General features: G+C 64.3%; 18 protein-coding genes. 5 read left to right on the top strand and 13 right to left on the bottom strand.

All coding sequences use genetic code 11. The annotated features are described in order from the left end of the window. Positions 1-48: 48 nt before the first annotated feature. Positions 49-1080, top strand: coding sequence for an Lrp/AsnC family transcriptional regulator (locus HNP00_RS02700; RefSeq protein WP_184735576.1), 1032 nt, complete (start codon positions 49-51; stop codon positions 1078-1080). Here HNP00_RS02700 and HNP00_RS02695 read toward each other — a convergent pair. Genes HNP00_RS02695 through HNP00_RS02675 form a run of 5 tightly spaced genes read right to left on the bottom strand, consistent with a single transcriptional unit; the run spans position 1044 to position 7212 of the window. Then, entirely contained in the window at positions 1044-2801 is a 1758-nt protein-coding gene (locus HNP00_RS02695; RefSeq protein ID WP_184735573.1) for an ABC transporter permease subunit, read from the bottom strand. The two genes, HNP00_RS02700 and HNP00_RS02695, sit on opposite strands and share 37 nt — an antisense overlap. Beyond that, positions 2801-4327, bottom strand: a complete 1527-nt coding sequence (locus HNP00_RS02690) for an ABC transporter substrate-binding protein (RefSeq protein ID WP_184735571.1) — start codon at positions 4325-4327, stop codon at positions 2801-2803. The genes HNP00_RS02695 and HNP00_RS02690 overlap by 1 nt, the downstream gene beginning before the upstream one ends. 34 nt (positions 4328-4361) lie before the next feature. Continuing rightward, on the bottom strand, positions 4362-5642 hold the full coding sequence (locus HNP00_RS02685; protein ID WP_184735569.1) for an MFS transporter: 1281 nt from the start codon (positions 5640-5642) through the stop codon (positions 4362-4364). Then, entirely contained in the window at positions 5639-6433 is a 795-nt protein-coding gene (locus HNP00_RS02680) for an ABC transporter ATP-binding protein (protein ID WP_184735567.1), read from the bottom strand. The genes HNP00_RS02685 and HNP00_RS02680 overlap by 4 nt, the downstream gene beginning before the upstream one ends. Beyond that, positions 6430-7212 carry an ABC transporter ATP-binding protein gene (locus HNP00_RS02675; protein ID WP_184735565.1) on the bottom strand — a complete coding sequence of 261 codons (783 nt, stop codon included), beginning with the start codon at positions 7210-7212 and terminating at the stop codon, positions 6430-6432. Before HNP00_RS02675 ends, HNP00_RS02680 begins: the two co-directional genes overlap by 4 nt. 480 nt (positions 7213-7692) lie before the next feature. On the opposite strand from HNP00_RS02675, the gene HNP00_RS02670 reads away from it, so the two are divergent. Next, entirely contained in the window at positions 7693-7887 is a 195-nt protein-coding gene (locus HNP00_RS02670) for a hypothetical protein (RefSeq protein WP_184735563.1), read from the top strand. A gap of 7 nt (positions 7888-7894) precedes the next feature. Here the strand turns inward: HNP00_RS02670 and HNP00_RS02665 are convergent, their stop codons facing one another. Continuing rightward, a complete protein-coding gene (locus HNP00_RS02665) occupies positions 7895-8740 on the bottom strand; it encodes a phosphotransferase (RefSeq protein WP_184735561.1) in 846 nt (281 codons plus the stop codon). 367 nt (positions 8741-9107) lie between these two features. Here HNP00_RS02665 and HNP00_RS02660 point away from each other — a divergent pair, with 367 nt between their 5' ends. Further along, positions 9108-9662, top strand: a complete 555-nt coding sequence (locus HNP00_RS02660; protein WP_184735559.1) for a hypothetical protein — start codon at positions 9108-9110, stop codon at positions 9660-9662. A 7-nt stretch (positions 9663-9669) separates the two neighbouring features. Here the strand turns inward: HNP00_RS02660 and HNP00_RS02655 are convergent, their stop codons facing one another. Further along, entirely contained in the window at positions 9670-10545 is an 876-nt protein-coding gene (locus HNP00_RS02655) for a caspase family protein (RefSeq protein ID WP_184735556.1), read from the bottom strand. Between the two features lie 188 nt (positions 10546-10733). On the opposite strand from HNP00_RS02655, the gene HNP00_RS02650 reads away from it, so the two are divergent. Beyond that, positions 10734-11105, top strand: a complete 372-nt coding sequence (locus tag HNP00_RS02650; RefSeq protein WP_184735554.1) for a sec-independent translocase — start codon at positions 10734-10736, stop codon at positions 11103-11105. A gap of 4 nt (positions 11106-11109) precedes the next feature. Here HNP00_RS02650 and HNP00_RS02645 read toward each other — a convergent pair whose 3' ends face one another. Together HNP00_RS02645 and HNP00_RS02640 are read right to left on the bottom strand one after the other, a co-directional pair. Next, entirely contained in the window at positions 11110-12831 is a 1722-nt protein-coding gene (locus HNP00_RS02645; RefSeq protein WP_184735552.1) for an amidase, read from the bottom strand. After that, entirely contained in the window at positions 12828-13874 is a 1047-nt protein-coding gene (locus HNP00_RS02640; RefSeq protein ID WP_184735550.1) for an agmatine/peptidylarginine deiminase, read from the bottom strand. Before HNP00_RS02640 ends, HNP00_RS02645 begins: the two co-directional genes overlap by 4 nt. A gap of 165 nt (positions 13875-14039) precedes the next feature. On the opposite strand from HNP00_RS02640, the gene HNP00_RS02635 reads away from it, so the two are divergent. Next, positions 14040-14681, top strand: a complete 642-nt coding sequence (locus HNP00_RS02635) for a TetR/AcrR family transcriptional regulator (RefSeq protein ID WP_184735548.1) — start codon at positions 14040-14042, stop codon at positions 14679-14681. A gap of 17 nt (positions 14682-14698) precedes the next feature. On the opposite strand, the gene HNP00_RS02630 is transcribed toward HNP00_RS02635, so the two are convergent. Genes HNP00_RS02630 through HNP00_RS02615 form a run of 4 tightly spaced genes read right to left on the bottom strand, consistent with a single transcriptional unit; the run spans position 14699 to position 18573 of the window. Further along, entirely contained in the window at positions 14699-15556 is an 858-nt protein-coding gene (locus HNP00_RS02630; protein WP_184735546.1) for a ribokinase, read from the bottom strand. A gap of 46 nt (positions 15557-15602) precedes the next feature. Continuing rightward, a complete protein-coding gene (locus HNP00_RS02625) occupies positions 15603-16115 on the bottom strand; it encodes a nucleoside deaminase (protein WP_184735544.1) in 513 nt (170 codons plus the stop codon). Between the two features lie 11 nt (positions 16116-16126). Beyond that, the gene (locus HNP00_RS02620) at positions 16127-17104 is read right to left on the bottom strand and encodes a nucleoside hydrolase (RefSeq protein ID WP_184735542.1); all 978 of its coding nucleotides are present in this window, start codon (positions 17102-17104) and stop codon (positions 16127-16129) included. A gap of 35 nt (positions 17105-17139) precedes the next feature. After that, the gene (locus HNP00_RS02615; protein WP_184735540.1) at positions 17140-18573 is read right to left on the bottom strand and encodes an MFS transporter; all 1434 of its coding nucleotides are present in this window, start codon (positions 18571-18573) and stop codon (positions 17140-17142) included. Between the last annotated feature and the right edge of the window lie 114 nt (positions 18574-18687).

Here is an 18687-nt window from a genome sequence, read left to right as displayed (position 1 = left end):
CAAGAAGAATATGGATCAGCGATAGTATTCATTGAGAATCGCAGGATAGTGACAGAGAAACTGGAGAATCTGCAGGAAATGGCTTTTGATGAGCTGGATCTCCAGCTACTGAACGCCCTCCAAGTCCAACCCAGGGCATCGTGGACGAGCCTCGGGAAGATCCTGGGGGTTGATCCGGTGACGTTGGCGCGCCGTTGGGAAAAGCTCGAAGGCGAGGGCCTCACGTGGGTAACCGGTTATGCGAATTTTGGCTCGTCGCCGGTTGGCGCGATTGTCGAAATCGAGGCGAAGCCGGGCAAGCTGCTGGAATTGGCGCACGTTCTGGGGAATGATTCCGAAGCCCTGACGGTCGATATCACCGGTGGAGCCAGGGATCTGGTGGTCACCGTGGCGGCTGCCACTGACCAAGCCCTGTACCGATACCTGCTTGAGCGTATTGAAACGTTGGACCTCGTGGCGAGAGTCCATTCCCACCCCATTGCCAAGCTTTTGACGGACGCCAGCCAATGGCGCCTCCGCGCACTCGACGGGGCCCAAGTGGAAGCGCTCCGCCGATTGGCACCCGGGAGGGCTCGGACTAAGGGGAGTAGCGAGATTGACGATGCGATCGCTCTGGAGCTGGCTCGCAATGGGCGGGCTACGGCTGGGGCGATTGCCGCACGCCTCGCCCTCGCTCCCCGCCGCGTACGCGAGTCCATCAACGCCCAGCTGGCCGCCGGCACCTTCAAACTTCGTACTGAAATTGTCCGGTCGCACTCCGGTTGGCCGGTCTACGCTTGGTACTTTCTTTCCGTCCCGGCGGCCCAAACCGAACGTGTCGGGAGTCAGCTGAGTCGCCTGGATGAGATCCGTACGGTCATGTCGGTGGTTGGCCGATACAACATCGCCATGGCCGTGTGGATGCGCACGCTCGAGGACATTTCACGGCTCGAGGCGGCCATCGAGAGACAGCTCCCGGACGTTCGCATTGCTGACCGCTCGGTGGTGATGCGAACGACGAAGCTCGTCGGAAACCTCCTCGATGAGGACGGCCGCAGGCAGGGCTACGTTCCCATTCGGTTGGCTGCAACAAGAGGCTGATCCTTGCGCGACCACGTCACGCTCGACATGGACACTGCGAGGATCGAGGCGAGGATCAACGCCGATGCCGGGGCGGCAACTGCCCATGGCGCCCGCTCCACGTAATTGATCCCCTCAGCCAGGATGAGGCCCCACTCGGGCGACGGCTGATGGGGCCCGAGCCCCAGGAACCCCAAGGCGGCAAGGGCCAACGCGATTCCCGGTATCCGGAGCATCGAATGCCTGAAGACGGGGCCAAGGATCGCCGGAACGATGTAGCGCCAGAGGATCCGGACCCGCCCCACGCCCAGGACCGGAAGGATCTTCACATGGGGTTGCGCCCTGGCCTCCTGCGCTAAGGCCGCAGTGTGCGAGGCGAGGGGCGCCCAGCTGACCAGGGTGACGGCAATCGCTGCGCCTTCGGCCGACGCCCCGGTCACCACGGCAACGATCAATCCGGCCAGGATGGGTGGAGCGGCGTTGGCTACTTCAAGGGGACCGGTCGCCGCGATCGGGAAGAGCCCGACGAAGATCCCGATCAAAAGGCAAGCCAGAACCACGAGCAAAGCCGTTCCCAAAGTGGATACGGCACCGTGTCCCACCCGGGCAAGGAGGTCGCGTCCGCTGGCATCGGCCCCGAAGGGCAGCTCGAAGCCCGGGCCCGCAAGCCGTGCATGGCTCGACGTGAATGGATCGCGCAGCAAGCCCGCGACGACGATGAGCAGCAACGCTCCCGCAGCGACGAGCAGAATGGCGACATCCCGCCGTCGTGATCTTCCCGGCGAGTCCGGAACAGGAACTGTCCCCGAACGCAGTGCGGCTCCCAGCAAGAGGTACCGGGCCGCTGCGCTCACGGAACCTGCTCCAACGGCCAGTAGCAGAAGCGCCAGCACTCCTGCCTGCAGCGCGGGTATGTCCTGGGCGCTTGCCGCGCCCAGGACTGCCCGGCCCAACCCGGGAATCGCAAAAACCTTCTCCACGGCAACCGCCCCGCCGGTGAGGCCGATGAGGACAAGCCCGATCTGGCTCATCACCGACGGCAGGGCGCGGCGAAGTACGGCCGCGGTGAGCCTGACGCGGCCTGCTCCCGCCATGGCCCAGGTACCCACCCATTTTTCCGCGAACGCCGAGCTGACCGCATCGGAAAGCAGGCGTCCGATCAGGCCGCCAGCGGGCAGGCCAAGAGAGAGGGCCGGCAACACCGCGTGGTCCAGGCCCTGCCAGCCGTATGGCGGAAACCAGCCAAGCCACACCGCACCGATCACAAGGAGCATCGCTGCCAAAAGGAACTCAGGGAGGGCGGTCATGGCCGCCGCCACGACGCCGGAGCCTCGCCCGGGGTTCCCGGCCAGCCCCCGCACCACGGACGGAACGCACAGGCCGGTAGCCACCACTGTTGCGACGACCACCGCACAGGCCATCAGGGTGACGGAGACTCCCAGGGTTTCCAGGGTGCCGGGACCAACAGGCGTGTTGGTGATCCAGGAATTTCCCATATCTCCCCGCAACAGCCCTCCGGCCCAGTCAAGGAAGATGTGCAGGGGTCCTCGATCGAGCCCGAGCTCCGCGCGGATCATGCCCAGCGTTTCATCAGTCGCTTCCCGGTCGGCGTACCGCGCCCGCAGGATGGTGTATTCCGGCCTTTGTCCCGAAAGCCATGGCAAGAGCCCGATCAGCACAACAATCGAGAGGAGTGCCACGGTTCGGGAAACCGCGGTTTTGATGAACGCCGGGGCCCACATTAGTCAGTGATTCCTGTCTTGCTGGTGATCAGTGCGCGCTCGCGGGGATCACGTTCCACATTCCGGACTCTTGCTGATTCGCCTTGGATGACGCGTTCGTGGAGCAGCGGCACGGCCGCGTCCTTCGAGAGGATCAGTGCCTCGGCGGCGGCGATTGCTGCCCGACGCTCAGAGCCTGCGGGAATCGCCGATGCTTTGCTCAGTGCCGCGTCCACCTCCGCATCGCAGAACTGGGAGATGTTGAAGGACCCTTTGCAGGCGAAATCGCTGAACATGTAGGCCACGGGGTCGCCGGAGTCCAGGACCGTGGCGCGGGACAGGATGAAGGCATCGAATTTGCCGGCCAGGGCGTCCGCCTCGATGTGCTGGTACTCGCGGACTTCCTGCTCCACGATGAAGCCGGCGGCTTCGAGCTGTTGCTCGAGCTGCACGGCGACCTCGGGCAGCTCGGCCCGGTCCGTGAACGTGCCGAGCTTGATGCGGTGGCCAGCGGCGGGGGCCGCTTCTGCCCGCTTCTTCAGGGCCTCGACGTATGAGGTGTTTTGCCGTTCCTTGGCCGCCCAGGGGAGGGCCGGGCCCAGGAGGCCCTCGGCGACGTCCGCACGTCCCTCGTAGACCCGTTCAACAATCGTGGCCCGTTCGATCGACATGCGTGCCGCTGCCCGGACCGACGGATCCGCGAAGGGTCCGGCCTTGGTGTTCAGGTAGAGGGTATTGGTGCGGGGCATGGGCACTTCGTGAATCAAGTCGGCCTTGATCTGGGCGACTTGGCCTACGGGAATTGCCTCCACGACGTCGGCAGTTCCGGTCCTCAGCGCGGCTGCGCGCGCTGTGCCGTCGGGGACGTACTGGACATCGACGCCGCTGCTTGCGGCCTTCTCTCCCCAGTAGTCGGCGAAACGGTTGAGGGTTGCGGAGCTAGTACCGTCCGCGGACGCAAGGACATAGGGTCCGGTGCCGGAGTTGATGGGGCTGACGACTCCGCCGGGCTTGTAGGCGGATGCGGCAAGGATCGAAAGCTGGGGGCTCGAAAGCCGCTGGGGAACCAGCGGATCGTTTGCCTGAGTGGAGACGACGACGGCGTTCCCGCCGTCCGTCCGGACGCTCAGCTGGACGCCGTCGAGGATTCGCGGCTTGGGCTTGGCATTGGCCGCCGCCGTCAACGATGCCGCCACTTGCTCCGCCGTCAGTAGCGTCCCGTCATGGAATTTCACACCTCCACGGAGCTCGAAGCGCCAGTTTTTGCTGTCCAGCTGCTTCCAGGCTGTTGAAAGCGATGGCTGGGCATCGCCGAGGGCATCCAGGACAACCAGGGTCTCCGCGGTCTTCCAACGCGAGAGTTTGAAAGCATCGTCGCTGAGGGGAGTGAGTCCCGACCGGGGTGGCTGCAACATGGCCACCTTGATGCGGGAGTCAGTACTGCTGGCGGCTGGCGTGTTGCCTGGCGCGAAGCAACCGCTGAGGGCGGCAGCCATTGCGGAGGCGAGGAGTATGGCGGCAACTGCTTTTGGACGTGAAATGGCCATGGATTGGTGCCTTTCTTTCGTGGGTGTGAGTGGATTAGGCAGGTTGAAGTTGTTGCGGGCGCGACGCCGGGATGCGTGCCGGAAGGAAGCGACGAATGAGTGAAGCGGAGACTGTGGCGAAGACTGCCGACACCAGCCATGGAGAGGCCGCGGCCAGGGATGGCGTGGTGGCATGTTCATAGAGCGGAGCAAGGACCACATTGCCGAGGAGAACCATCGTTCCGCCGCAGCTCGCGAGCAATCCGTAGTAAGCGCCGGTGGGGCGTCCTGAGGCAAAATCGAGGACCAGATCCATGGCAACGGGTGCCACGCACATGTGCCCAAAGGCGAGCGCAGTGACCAGCAGGAACGCCGGCAGCGCAGGGAATGCGGCGGGCGGCGGGAAGACGGCCATTGCTGAGATAGCCACGAACCCCAAGGCGTGAATGGCAAATCCCGTGGCGAGCGCAACGCCCGGTCCTTTCTGTTTCATGAGCCTCGCGATGGGCCACTGCAGGGCGATGGTCAGAACGGACGCGTAGGCGAAAATCGCGGAAAGCGCACCTGGTCCCGCGCTACTTCGTTCCAGTTCGATCGGCATCCCGAAGTAGAGCTGGTTGTAGGCAAAGAGGTTGATGCTGTAGAAGGCCGCAAAGGCGACGAAGCGCTTTTCCTTGAGGCATGACCAAGTGCCCGACGGCGGTGCGGCGGCGGGGTGCCCGGCGGAAGGTTTGACGGCGCTCGCCTTAGCCGCTGGAAGGAAGAAGCGGAAGACCACCGCCATGAAGGCAAAGACACCCGCCCCAACGAACAGGGCCGAGTCGAAGCCTGTATCAAGCAGGACGGACCCGAGCAACGGACCGGCCACGGCCCCGATTTCCCCGCAAATGACCAACAGGGCAAACAACGTGGTTCTGCGTGGGTGCGCGGCGGCGCGTCGCTCTTCGGCCGCACCCACAAGGCTCTCCAACGCAGGAGAAAAGAGGGCGCCACCCACCCCCGTGATGACGGCTCCCAGGAGGAAAAGGGGGAAATCCGCGGCCCAGGCCAACAGCACGTAGCCAGCGATCCTGGCCAGGCATCCGGCGATCATCGCAGGCCGGGCTCCGCAACGATCCGCGACCGCGCCGCCCGCGAGGAACAGTCCTTGCTGGGCAAAGGTGCGGGCACCAAGGACAATCCCCACGGCCATTGCCCCCATGCCGAAGTCCTCACGCATGGAGACCGCCAAGAAGGGGACAACGGAGTAGAAGCCGAGGTTGAAGATGAGCTGGCTGGCGAGCAAGAGTCGAGGCGCCGTTTCCGGGCGTGAGTTCAACGTAGTAGTTGCATTCATGGGGTGCCTTTGAATCTGCTCAACCGGGGGATCGAAGCTACGAGCTCCCTGGTTTCCGGGGCCCGCGGGTCGGTGTACACGGCTGCGGTGGGTCCCTGTTCCACGATGCGTCCCCCGGAGAGAACCAGCGTCTGCGAACACAACCGGGCGACGGCAGCCAGATCGTGCGAGACAAACAGGAGCCCGAGTCCGTCCCGATGGATCAGTTGTTCCATCAGCGCCAATACTCTGTTCCTGAGCGGAAGATCGAGCCCGCTGACCGGCTCGTCCGCAAGGAGGATGCTCGGCGACGGGACCAAGGCACGAGCGATGGCCACGCGCTGGTTCTGGCCGCCGGAGAGCTCACGTGGCCGACGCGTTAGCAGTCCTGGATCCAGGTCGACTCGTTCCAAGGCGTTCAGGACCATGCGCTGGTGGTCTCCGCTGATGCGCAGTTGCCTCAGTGGTTCCAAGAGGAGGCGCTCCACATTCATGCCCGGGTCGAGGCTCGTCGCGGGATTCTGTGGGATGTACTGCACCAAGCGCCGGTACCACCTCAACGACGAGGCCGAGCCGGGCACCACCGGGGTGTCGTTGAACTTCACGGCTCCGGCATCCGGTTTTTCCAGCGCGAGAAGGATACGAAGGAGGGTCGATTTTCCGGCGCCCGAGCCACCCACCAAGCCGATGCTGTCCCCGGAGGCAACGCTGAGGGAAACCTCCTGCAATGCGGGCCGGGCTGAGCGTTGCTTCAGGAATCCTCTGTCTAGGTAGCTGAGTCCCAGGTTGTCGGCGCTCAATACAGCATTCATGCTGTGGCTTCCGGGGGAAGGGAATCAAAGCCGACATGGGCGGCTTCCACCAATTGCTGCGTGTAATGGTGCACCGGCCGGTCCACAAGGGACTCCATCGATCCCTTTTCGACGATCCTGCCTGACTTCAGGACAAGGGCTTGGTGGCAAAAGGCCGCAGCGACAGCAAGGTCATGCGTAATGAACAACATTGCGCCGGCGGATGTGAAATTCCGTGCAAGGGCATCGAGGACTTTTGCCTGGCTGACCATGTCCAGGGCGGTAGTGGCTTCATCCGCCACCAGAACGGTGCTACGGCAGGCCAAGGCGAGTGCGATGCAGACCCGTTGCAGCTGACCGCCCGACAATTCGCCGCTGAAGCTTTCCATGGTCCGTTCGGCTTGCTCTATTCCCACCGACGTGAGTAGTTCAAGTGCCCGTTTCCGTGCCATGGAGGCCGGGAGGCCCGCATGCCGCAGCGGGATCTCAAGCTGTTTGCCCAGGCGCACCAAGGGGTTCAGTGCCGCCATGGGGTCCTGATGGATTGCGGTGATCCCGGCGCGACTGCTTCGCCTCTTGGACAACGGCACCTCCACTCCGTTGATCTGCAACCGCCCGGATGCACTCATCGCGGTTGGAAGCTGTCCCAGGAGTGCGGCGGCGGTCAGGGACTTGCCCGAACCCGAGGCTCCGAGAAGAGCCATTCTTTGACCCGGGTCAATAGCGAAGCTGACTCCTTCAATCAGGGCGCGTCCCCGGAGGGACACACTCAAGTCTTGAACCAGGAGGGCAGAGTGCATGGGGAACTTTCGGGTAGGAGCGATGAATAAGCATTGATGCTATCAATACTCATTCTCATTAAGCGGAATATGTAGCCGCCTTAGGTGGGCGAATGGGCGAAATGAGTGTCCGGCCTTGCCCTCGAGTGAGTGTTTTGGGTGCACTTGTCCCTTCAATTTCGTTTGGGAGGGTGACCACGTCCTCCTGCGCCCTTGCCATGTAGCCATGGTGGGCGGTTAGGGTGGGGACGTGGAGTTTGAGTACGGTTACGCGCACAACGGCTCCCTCCGGATGTACTAGGAGGTTCATGGTGAACGATTCTGGGATGGACTCCAAAACGCCACCTCTGCAGACATGCCCGAGGCCTACCGCGAGGCCGACCTCAAGCTCAATCCGGACCCTCAACACCTTGAGAAACTTTTTGTGCTGGACAGCTAGCGAATGCTGACTTTCCGGGATGGTCCGACGAACAATTAGGCTCCATCACGGTTTCGACTCTCGTGTTGCTCGCCGACCGCGACGTGATCAGGCCCGAGCACGGAGTGCAGTTGGTCCGGGCCATCCCGGGGAGCCAGTTGATGATCGTGCCGGGAAACCATGGGGACTACCTTGGGGAGCAAGCAGCCAGCGACGGCGATCTCCGGACCATGCGCACGACGCTTCCTTTTATCCTGCGCCACCTCGACGAAGCTTAGAGGCAGGTCACGTTATTGCGGCGTGGAGAACTGCCGCGTTTTCGGCCAGCCACGCTTGGCGGCGAAGAATCTTGTCACCGACGCCTTCATCCCACATCCTCTTCCAGCCGCCGCCCTTTGTGAGCGCCCTGCGCCCCATCAAATGCCAGGAGCGCTCCGCGGCGTTCCTGGCCACGTCAACTACCTCGGCGCGATCAAGCGGACCAAGGCCATAGGCGTTTACCAGCGTGGCACCCCGGGAGGCTGCGTCCACCTTTCGCATCACGGGATCGCGGTCGCTGACGGGCATCCAGGCGCCCCACCAGAGGAGCAAGTTCGCGACTTCTTCCACCCGGTTTGCGGGGCGCACCAAATCGAAGTCGATCAGGGCGACGGCGGAACCGTCCCGGAAGACGACATTCTCCGGGGTGATGTCCATGTGGGCGAGGAATGTTGCCGGTCCCGCAATCGAGCTCGGGCACCCTTGAGGATCGGCATCGGCGCCCGTGCGTGCCCAGCCGGGTACACCAAGCGGCTTCACAGCATCGTCGTAGCTCCGCACCAAGCGCGCCACGCTGACGGCACTCGATTCGTCGGCGACCCAGCTCGGCCAAGGGCGGCCGGCGGTGTCCCCAGGAATGAAACTCAGGGTGTCTCGGCCGCTTTCGTCGATGCCCAGGAAACGGGGCGCTCCCTGGAATCCGGCCGATTGCAGGAAGTCCAGGAGACGGCGGACCCGCTGCGAAGCGTCGCTTGCAGGGCGCCGGACTGTATCGCCCACCCGGACGAGCCCCTCCGTCACGTCCCCGCCGAGTAGCGGAACTGCAGGTTCCGGGCGCTCGGGCTCGACGTACGGGCGGGTATCTGTAGTCATCGTCCGATGCTGCCACGGCCGGGTCGATGGCGCCAGCAAGGGAAATTTTCCCTGCCGCGGCCGGCACCGCTAGGCGCGATTGTGCACTGCGCAAGACCCCTTGCTCCAACGAGGTAGTGTCTGGAGCCGGGCCGGAAACTGGGTCATCCCTGCGGTGTACATCGTTCTCGGGGCCACAATCATTGTCCGCTCCGGAGTCATTGCGCTGCTGTTCCAGAGGTGACCGACACGCCCTGGTCCAAGGACGGCGCGGACTCTCCGGTTCCTGGAGACCCGGACGCTGCAGGGCGTGCAGGGTTCTCCCATTCCGGGGTGATATGACTGCGAGTGGTATTCAGCCGGAAGTGCGCAGGAGGATTGACAGGGTATGTTCCGAAGTTGGTTTGTTGTCAGTGCTCTGCTGTTGCTTTTCGGGGCGGCAGCTGTGTTGGGTTTCGGAGCTATCTTCCGGGCCACAAGCGTAGCTGCCCGGATTGAGGCGGCCGCCGCAGGAGTCCTGGCCGCGGCGATGGTGGTGGTGGGGCTGGGATGGGCGCCGCTCGCCGTCGTGCCGTTGGGGGTAGTGATCGGCCTTGTCTTCGTTTCTTTCGCCGCGAGAATCGTGTACCAGGGGAAGGGGCCCGGCCAGACCGGTCGATTCTCAGCGATCTATGGCGCGCTGATGACGGCCCTTTCAGGCTGGGTGCTGCTCTCCGCGGCGAGTGGAGCTGGATCGGCCTCGGGTCATCCAGCACACGAACTCGGGACCATCCTTGTTGACATCATGGGAGCCCTGCTCATGCTCTTCGCGGCCACAGGGTGGCTGCTGGGCACGTTCGCGATGCCTGCCGAAAGCAAATCGCATGCTGTCCCTCGCCGGAAGGGGGTCCGCGAGGCCCTGATGACTGCTGGGCTCGCCGTCGCGTTCTACGCCATCTCCTAGGCCAGTCTCAGGATCCCCAACTGGCGTTCTTTTGGGCAGCAGTGGCCTCCAGCTGCACCACCTGGTCGAACCGACCCTCCTTGAGCGCTTTCGAGACAGCCTTGAGCAGCTCGGCTCTGGACAAGGAGTGATCCGTCTTGAGGGTCCTGACGAAATGGTAGGTGAATGCTCCGTTGTATCTGCCGTCAATGAACGCATCTGTGGCGGTCTGGTCGTCCCTGCACGCGGCCATCAGCACCGCTTGTCCGCCGTCGGCGCCTTGGGTGCGCTCGGACAGTTCCTTCAGTGACTGCTTTCGGGTGGTCTCGAGGTTCTCCACGTCCCTTAGTCCCTCGGGGGTCGGGGGCGGCAGGAATCGGGGGCGCCGCCCCGGGATCAAGTCCAAGGCGCGCAGGCCGGTGCCGCTGTGGCACGTGTCCAGGACAACGTCCATGCGTGCTGCGGCGGGAAGGCGAAGCAGCAGTTCGTGCAACTCGTCGTCGATGATCACGGTGTCCTTGTTCCAGGAATCGCCGGCGCTGTCGATGTCGTAGCACGCGAAGCATTCGTCCAGGCCGTCGGCCTCATCGCCATTCGTGTCCGGGATCTGCGTGCCGTGGCTGGAAAAGGTGAACACAATCTGGCCTAGGTCTCCGCTTTCCGCGCGTTCCACCAGCCCGGTCAACGCCCCAAGGACGGCCGTCTTTGACGCTTCGGCATCGACCAGGACAGTGACGTCGCCAGGGGCGAAACCGTATTGCTCCCGCAACAAGGCCGCGAGGTCGTTCGCGTCGTTGACGCACCCGTGGAGCCAACTGCTTTGCGGCAGATTCTTGAAGTTGTTGATTCCCACGCACAATGCCGCGCGAGTGAGATTTGTCTTGTGTACGGCTGTTTCGCTCATGAACCCACATCCTCATCCGGGATAGCCCCAAGGAACCACGGCTGCCGGGTACCCGGCGCCACCATCGTAGTCCTGTTGGACCTTCTTGCGCCCTGGAATCCCGGACGCGTTTCTTGAGTTTTGTGAGGGTCATCGGAGCTGGCCGGGCGTCAACGCGAACGGCCCGGCGGCAGCTCTAGTATGGATCCATGATCGACATTTCGGTCGAGAAGGTGGCCCTTCTCCTGATCATCGCCGTGCTGGTTCTTGGACCAACGAAACTTCCCGAGTATGCAAGGAAGCTTGGACGGCTTATCCGCGAATTGCGGCGCATGGCCTCCGGCGCGCAAGAAAAGATCCGCCAGGAGCTCGGCCCGGAATTCGAGGATATCGATTGGCGCAAAATGGATCCACGCCAATACGATCCACGCCGGATCATCCGCGAAGCCCTCTTGGAGGAAGAGGCCCCTCCGCAGCCTGCCACCTCCATCCAAACACCGCCTCCGGCGTCGCCTCCTGCCCGGCCCGTCGTGCGGCTGGCGGCCGGGCAGAAGGCCCCTTTCGACGACGAATCGACCTGATCTGTCAGTCGAGGCGCGGGGTGCGCGGGGGAGCGGTGCGGCGCGCGCCCGTGGCTTCGAAGGCTGCGGCCAGGGCCAGGAGCGTGGTGTCGTCGTAGGCGCGGCCGGCGAAGGTGAGTCCTACGGGCATGCCGGTATCACTCATGGTCCCCATGGGAACCGTGACGGTCGGGATGCCCAGGTGCCGCGGCACGAGGTTGCCGTTGGCGACCCAGACGCCATTGCGCCAGCCGAGGTCAGCTGAGGCGTCGTTGCGGTCCATGTCGGCCGGTCCGACGTCGGCTGCCGCGGGGAAGATGACAGCGTCGAGCCCGAGGCGGTCCATCCATTCCTCGAGGTCCACCCGGCGGGTCTCTTCGAGGCCGCGGAGGCCTTCTTCGAGGTGGGGGATATCGGTGACGGAGGATACCCGGTGTGCACGGATGTGCGCGGGGTAGTCGGCAATGTCGTCGTCGAACCCGTCATAGCGGTCCGGGAGGGTGCCTTCGGGGTGCGGGAAGATCGCGGTGCCGTCGACGTCGGCCAGGCTATTAAGCGCCGGATCCCCGTTTGCCGAGAGGAAGTCGTCCCAGGCCCACGCCGAGAGATCGACGATTTCTCGTCGGAGGAACTCCGGGCTCACCAGTCCGCGCGTGGCGATAGCGGGTGAGCCAGGACGGTCGCCCTCGTAGTTGGAGACGGCGGGGAAGTCCACGAGTACTACGTCGGCTCCTGCTGCTTCGAGGTCGCGCCGCGCGGCTTCCCAGAGTTCGATCACGGAATCGCGCGTCTGGATGCGTTGGCCGGTGGGTCCGCCGATGCCGGGGGTTTCGCTTGTGCCTGCGTCAGGGTCTGCATTGATGTACATGCGCGGCACCCCGAAGCGCTTGCCCTTCAAAGCCGAGCGAGCGCCGTCGGGGCCCGCAGGTGCCAGTGACGGGTAGGAAGCCGGACGGACCTGGGATGCGGCCGGTATCTCAACCCACGGCTGCGCGCGCCAGAAGTCGCCGCGGGTTTCGGCGTCGTCGGCAACAATGACATCAAGCAATTCCAAAAGGTCGGCCATGGACCGGGTGTGGGGCACCACCACGTCCATGGTGGGAACGAGCGGCCAGTTGCCTCGCACCGAAATGACCCCACGGGAGGGGGTGTACGCGCACAAAGCATTGTTCGACGCCGGTGCGCGGCCGCTGGACCAGGTCTCCTCGCCGAGCCCGAAGGCACCGAAGCTTGCCGCGGTGGCGGTTCCCGAACCGTTGGAGGAACCGGAGCCGAAGGCCGCGGTGAGGAAATCGCCGTTGTACGGGCTTTCGGCGCGGCCGTAGACGCCGCGCTGCATGCCGCCGTTGGCCATCGGCGGCATGTTGGTCAGGCCGATAAGCACGGCGCCTGCCGCGCGGAGGCGCTCGATGGTGAAGGCATCGTGCTGGGCGATGAGGTTTTCGAACGCGGGGGAGCCCGCGGCGGCCGTGAGCCCCTTGGCCAGATAGCTGTTCTTGGCGGTGTACGGAATGCCGTCAAGGGGCCCGAGGGTGGTGCCGCTCGTCCGGCGTTCGTCTGAGGCGCGGGCGTCTGCGAGCGCCTCCGGATTCATCACCACGAGTGCGTTGAGTTTGATGCCGTTGCGGTCGTATGCGTCGATGCGGTCCAGGTAGGCCCGGGTGAGTTCCTCGCTGGTCACCTGGCCGGTGTCGAGAGCGGCCCGCAGTTGCGCGATCGAGGCCTCGACGACGTCGAAGCGGCTCATCGTGCCACCGGCCCGTTGAGCTTGGGTTGCTGCTGCGTGATGCAGTGGATGCCTCCGCCCCGGGCAAGGATCGGCCTGGCGTCGAGGGTGACGACGCGGCGGCCCGGGTAGGCCTCAGCAAGGATCTCGGCGGCCAGCGCGTCAGCTCGCTCTTCGCCGTACCCGCAGGCGATCACGCCGCCGTTGACCACGAGGTGGTTGACGTAGCTCCAGTCGACGAAGCCTTCTTCGTCGCGCAGGGTTTGAGGCGCAGGCAGCGGAATGATCTCGAACGGCTTGCCTGTGGCGTCTTTCTGGGTCTCGAAGAAACGTTGCAGGGTACGGCTGACCTCGAAATCGGGATGCTCGGGGTTGGTCTGTGAGTGCAACAAGACCCGGCCGGGGGAGGGCAGGGTGGCAACCATGTCGATGTGGCCGCGCGTTCCGAGGTCCTCGTAGTCACGGGTGAGGCCCCGCGGAGCCCACACAGTGTGCGTGGTGCCCAGCGTTCGGGACAGTTCCGCCTCGACGCGTGCCTTGTCGGCGTAGGGGTTCCGGGCTGGATCCAGCTGAACCGTTTCGGTGACGAGCACGGTGCCCTCACCGTCGACGTGGATGGCTCCGCCTTCGTTGACCAGCAGCGAAGCGACCAGTTCCGCACCGGCCTTGTCGGCGACGAAGCGTGCCATCCCGGCGCTCTTCTGCCACTCGGACCAGGCCGGCGCGCCCCAGCCGTTGAAGATCCAATCCACTGCGCCGAGCACGCCTGGACGTTCGTCGTCGACGACGAAGGTGGGTCCGACATCGCGCATCCAGAATTCGTCGAGCGGTGCTTCAAGCTGCTCGATCCCGGAGCCGAGCATGCGATTGGCCCGGTCACGTTCGCTGGGGTCGACCACCATGGTGACGGGTTCGAATTCGGCCACGGCGTGGGCGACGGCGGTCCAGGTGGCGTAGGCCTCTTCCGCTGACGCCGGGTCGTCGCCCAGCGTCAGGCCGGTGCGGGGGAACGCCATCCAGGTGCGCTCGTGTGGTGCGGTTTCAGCTGGCATTCTCCAGGCCATGGAAGTCTCCTGTGGGTTTTGAGGTAGTTGCCCGCGGGCCAGGGCGTCCTTGCTTTGGCTTGGGGCAGAGCATTTTCGATTCGGCGTGTTGGGGATTTCTGGTTTCCGAAATTCCTTATTGATCGCATGATCAACAACAAGAAAACTACTTTAGACTGTTGTGTGATGTCAAGCACCATACAGAAACGCACTGGGCGGAAGACGCCGGCCGAACGCGCGGCCGAAATAGCCGAAGCTGCCAAGGAAATAGCGCTTGAGCAGGGGCTTTCGGCCATCACGCTGCGCAACGTCGCTGCGCGGGTGGGCGTGGCTTCAGGCCTTGTTGCGCATTACCAGCCCAATGTGGATGCCCTTGTGGCTGGTATTTTTGCGACCATCGTAGCTGCGGAGACTGACGAGGTTTCGGGCCTCCTCGATCGATTGCCGACTCCCTTGGAGCGGCTCGGGATGTTGCTTGAGACGCTCATGGATAACAGCCGTATTGACGTCACTGCCATTTGGGTCGAGGCGTGGACCCTGGGGCGCCGGAACGAGGCGCTTGCGGCGTGCGTCCGTGAGCAGATGGATGCTTGGCAAGAAGTGGTGCAGGGCGTTGTCGAAGCGGGGATCGTGGCCGGTGAGTTCGAGACTTTCGACGCTTCGTCCGTAGCCTGGCAGATCCTGGGCATGGTGGACGGCCTGAACGCGCAGGCTTTGGTGCGTTGGGACGGCGTCAGCGACCGCGGTACGCACCTTGCCCGCGCGGTGGAAGGCATGGTGGGCGCGGCCCGCGGTTCACTGGGCTCAAGCGGTCGCGCGCAGACCTGAATCCGGGCGTTAGGAACTTAGGCGCGCCGGACGGAACGCCCATCCACGTAATGGTCCAGCCGCTCGAACTCCGGTTGTGAAAGTTCGCTCCCGACGGCGGCGGCCCCCACCGCGCAAGCTGTCGCCAGGCTGCTTTCCTCATCCAGACCCGAGGCCAAGGCCAGCACAAGTGCTGCGCAGAAGGCGTCGCCGGCACCCACACTGTTCACGACGCTCGTCTTGGCCGCGGGCGCATGGGCGGTCTTGAGCCCTTGCGAGTACATGGATGCCCCGCCGGCGCCGTACGTCACGGCCACCCGTTTGGCGTTCCGGAGCTCGGGAATGAGTTCGTACTCCGACTCATTGACGATCACCAGGTCACATCGTTCCAGAAGCTCGGCCGGAAGCGTCTGGGCCGGTGCCGCGTTTAGGGCGAAGAACCCGCTGGTACGGCGTGCGGCTTCCAGCACGGTTTCGACGGCGATCTCCAGCTGTGCGAGCACCGGCCCGCCGTCGGAGAGGTCGGCGCCATCCAGGGAAACCAGAGCGTTGGCGCCAGGCGCAACGGCGATCTGATTTTCACCATCGCTGTCGATCACGATCAACGCCGTGCCCGTAGGCGGGGAGACCGGCTCTACTGCCGAAATATCAACCCCTGCCCGCTCCAGTGCCTCCATGAGGAGCCGGCCATCCGGGTCCTCGCCCACCGCGCCCACCATGCGGGCCGCACCCGCCAGCCTTGCAGCGGCCGCGGCCTGGTTGCCTCCTTTTCCGCCGGGCTGGCGGGTAAGGGTGCCTCCGCCGATGGTTTCGCCGGGGGAGGGGAGGCGGTGGACGCGGCACGTCAGATCGACGTTGAGGCTGCCAACAACTGTGAGCGTGGTGGGGATGGGCATGAGTTGTCCTTCTGGTGGTGCTGGATGGCGGTGTCGGGTTTCCGGTTTAGTGCCAGAAGCCCACATGGACTTCTGTTGCCTCGGGAAGGGGGACCGGACCCGTCACCATGACCTTGTGGCCGCCGCGGGCAAAGACTTCGCGGCAGGGGAGGTCGAGGGTGGGCACTCCGGACTGTTCGGTGACGATTGAGGCAAGATCCTTCTCGGACAAGGCATAGACCACACGTCCGATGCCCGCCCAGTAGATGGCTCCCGTGCACATCGCGCATGGTTCGGTGCTCGTGTACAGGGTGCTGCCGGCCAACGCCCCGGCATCAAGCGTCGTGGCGCTGAGACGGACCAAATTGGTCTCGGCATGCCCGGTGGGATCGTGTTCCGTGTTGACAGTGTTCATGGCCTCCACAATGGTCCCGTCCGGGGCCAAGAGGACCGCTCCGAACGGGTGGTCGCCGCGGTCCCGGGCCGCCCGGGCGAGGGAAATGGCGCGGTGCAGCTGCAACTCGAGGTCGGCCTGGCTGGGCTCGGTGCCGGAAGACGCAGTGTTCTCGGAAGTGTTCATCGTCAAGCCTTTCAGCCGGCGGTCGGCAGGGACAGGATTCGCTCCAAGAGGTGCGCAGCGGCGTCGCCCTTGACGGACAACACAACCCGGGACGCCCGTTCCGGCACTTCCCAGCCGTTGGCGGCTCCGCCGTCGAACCGCTCACAATGGGTTTTGCCGCGCCCGGCACCTACGCTCGTGTCCACCGTAATTCCGACGTGCGGGGCGTCGTCGAGCTCAAGGGCACCGACAGCAATGGCCGCTGCGAGGGGATCGTGGAGGGCAGCGCAGCGCTCGCCGAAAATCGTGTTGTAGAAGGCGAAGTACTGGTCCAGCATGCCGGACAGTGCGCTGGCCACTGGATGCGCGGAAGCCGCAAGCGCCGCCCGGTGGGTCTCATCGAAACGGTGGTTCATCGTGACGTCCAAGGGGACCAAAGTAACCGGCCAGGCAGCATCCATCACGGCGGCCGCGGCCTCCGCGTCGTTGAAGATGTTGGCCTCGGCGGCAGGGCTGATGTTTCCGCGCACAAATGCGGCTCCGCCCATGATGGTGACATCGCGGACGAGTGCCGGGAGCTTCGGGTCCAATTCCAGCGCGAGGGCCAGATTGGTGAGCGGACCGACAGCGATGACGCGCAATTCGCCGGGATATTCGTGGGCGAGGCGCACAAGCATTTCTGCGGCAGTCTCTGATTCGGTCTCAACCCCGGACTCGCCCAAGGTGATCCCGCCGATGCCGTTGTGACCGTGAACATGCGGCGCCCCGCCGTCGAACGTGCCGGTGAGGGGATCGTGGGCACCCACGGCGACCGGAATCCCGGTCCGGCCGGCGGCATGGAGCAGGTTCAGGGTATTGCTCGCCCCGACGGCGGCGCTCACGTTTCCGCTGACGGTTCCGATCCCCGCCAGCTCAACCTCGGGACTCGCCAACAGATAGGCGATTGCCAAGGAATCGTCGATGCCGGTATCGCAATCGAGATAGAACGGCTGCGGTGTGGTGGTTGTCATGGTGCTCCTTCGTAGTTGAGTGAGACAGGGTTGTCTTAAGCATGGGCGACGACGACGGCGGGAGCCTCCGCGGCGCTCGCAGGGACGGGGCGGAGGATCAGTGACGCAGCAAAAGCTGCAAGCGCAAAGCCCGCGGAGATCCACAGGGCCGTTTGGTAGCCGGCTATGGTTCCGGCGGCGACGGACGGTGCGACGACGGCGATTCCCACGCTGGCTCCGATCCCGAAGCAAGCCCCGTTCAAGCCGGGCACGGAACCGGGTGCCGATTTGGGCGAGTTCAACACGGCGATGCCGCTGACGGTGCTCTGGAACTGGCCGAGGTACAGGATTCCCATGATGATCAGCAGAGCGAAAACCATCCAGCGGTCTGCGGCGAAGATGGCGACCGCGACCGCAGCCACGACGATCAGCCCGCTGCTGATGCGCAGCGCCTTGAACCAGCCGATGCGCTGCGCGAACCAGCCGGAGAACACCGCCGTCAGCACGCCAACGAACGCTGTGGGGGTCAAATACAGGAGGGCGGACATTGAGGCCGACAGACCGTATCCGGCTTTAGCGTCCTGGCTGAGGAGGATCACGGTGAAGTTGAGCGCCGAGAAGATGCCGGCGAGGGTCAGTACCGTACTGGCCAGGACGGGCCATACCTGGCGGGACCGCAGTTGCTCGATGGCGATCAACGGACGGGCCACCCTTCTTTCCACAGCGACGAATGCCAAGCCCGCAACCACCGCACCGGCGAGATAGCCAAGCGTCCAGGCATCGCCCCACCCGGACGTGGAAGCCTGTCCGATCAGGTTGCTCAAGAGAACCAGGAACGTGCCCAAGGTGCCCGCGCCCCACCAGTCCATGCGCCCTTCACTCTTGCGGGCCGAGCTTTTGGGGACCACGACGGCGACCAAAACGATCGCGATCACGCCCACGCCGAGGACCAAGACAAAGAGGAACTGCCAGCCGATCGTGTCGGTGATGAAACCGCCCAGGAAGCCGTCGAGTCCGCCGATCCCGCCGTTGACCGCCGAGATAACCCCGACGGAAATGCCGAAGAGGCGCTTGCTGAAGCGTTCCGACAGGAGCAGGAAGGAAATGGTGAACGTGGCGCTCGTTGTGCTTTGTAGAACCCTGCCCACGAGAAGGATGGTCAGGTTCGGCGCCAACAGGCAGAGGACGGTGCCGCACAGCATCAACGTGAGGACGATCAGGAGGGTGCGTCGGCGTCCCAGGAAGTCGCTCCAGCGGGAGAACGCCATGCCGAGGACCGCTCCGGTCAGGAAGAACAGCGACTGGACCTTGGCCACGTTCTCCGTGGATTCCTGAAAATGCGCCGTCATGGCTGGCAGGGCCGCGGAGAACAGGCTGGCGTTGAGTTGGTAGCTGAGAATCGAAAGGATGAGTGTGGCGATGAGGACAGGCACTCGGGCTGCTTTGCGCCGGGGCGGGAGCCCTGAAGCGGTACGCGGTTGGGTTGTCATGGACAAACTTCCTTGTTTGAAACAAAACGGCTTCGGGAGGCGGCTCGATGCAGGTGTGGCGCAGAGCACAAGGTGGCTTATATGTGAATCATACACGCTTGTTATACAAGCTTG

Origin of the sequence: Arthrobacter sp. AZCC_0090, from assembly GCF_014207375.1 — a bacterium.
Lineage (GTDB): Bacteria > Actinomycetota > Actinomycetes > Actinomycetales > Micrococcaceae > Arthrobacter.
Note: the sequence above shows the minus strand (reverse complement) of the source record. Positions and strands in the feature narration are given on the sequence as shown.

Bases quoted from the DNA above. Each gene is read 5' to 3' on its own strand.
- HNP00_RS02630 (WP_184735546.1), bottom strand. From the start codon at position 15,556: ATGCCCATCCCCACCACGCTCACAGTTGTTGGCAGCCTCAACGTCGAT.
- HNP00_RS02650 (WP_184735554.1), top strand. From the start codon at position 10,734: ATGATCGACATTTCGGTCGAGAAGGTGGCCCTTCTCCTGATCATCGCC.
- HNP00_RS02645 (WP_184735552.1), bottom strand. From the start codon at position 12,831: ATGAGCCGCTTCGACGTCGTCGAGGCCTCGATCGCGCAACTGCGGGCC.
- HNP00_RS02620 (WP_184735542.1), bottom strand. From the start codon at position 17,104: ATGACAACCACCACACCGCAGCCGTTCTATCTCGATTGCGATACCGGC.
- HNP00_RS02635 (WP_184735548.1), top strand. From the start codon at position 14,040: ATGTCAAGCACCATACAGAAACGCACTGGGCGGAAGACGCCGGCCGAA.
- HNP00_RS02615 (WP_184735540.1), bottom strand. From the start codon at position 18,573: ATGACAACCCAACCGCGTACCGCTTCAGGGCTCCCGCCCCGGCGCAAA.
- HNP00_RS02660 (WP_184735559.1), top strand. From the start codon at position 9,108: ATGTTCCGAAGTTGGTTTGTTGTCAGTGCTCTGCTGTTGCTTTTCGGG.
- HNP00_RS02640 (WP_184735550.1), bottom strand. From the start codon at position 13,874: ATGGCCTGGAGAATGCCAGCTGAAACCGCACCACACGAGCGCACCTGG.
- HNP00_RS02625 (WP_184735544.1), bottom strand. From the start codon at position 16,115: ATGAACACTTCCGAGAACACTGCGTCTTCCGGCACCGAGCCCAGCCAG.
- HNP00_RS02655 (WP_184735556.1), bottom strand. From the start codon at position 10,545: ATGAGCGAAACAGCCGTACACAAGACAAATCTCACTCGCGCGGCATTG.
- HNP00_RS02665 (WP_184735561.1), bottom strand. From the start codon at position 8,740: ATGACTACAGATACCCGCCCGTACGTCGAGCCCGAGCGCCCGGAACCT.
- HNP00_RS02690 (WP_184735571.1), bottom strand. From the start codon at position 4,327: ATGGCCATTTCACGTCCAAAAGCAGTTGCCGCCATACTCCTCGCCTCC.
- HNP00_RS02685 (WP_184735569.1), bottom strand. From the start codon at position 5,642: ATGAATGCAACTACTACGTTGAACTCACGCCCGGAAACGGCGCCTCGA.
- HNP00_RS02680 (WP_184735567.1), bottom strand. From the start codon at position 6,433: ATGAATGCTGTATTGAGCGCCGACAACCTGGGACTCAGCTACCTAGAC.
- HNP00_RS02675 (WP_184735565.1), bottom strand. From the start codon at position 7,212: ATGCACTCTGCCCTCCTGGTTCAAGACTTGAGTGTGTCCCTCCGGGGA.
- HNP00_RS02695 (WP_184735573.1), bottom strand. From the start codon at position 2,801: ATGTGGGCCCCGGCGTTCATCAAAACCGCGGTTTCCCGAACCGTGGCA.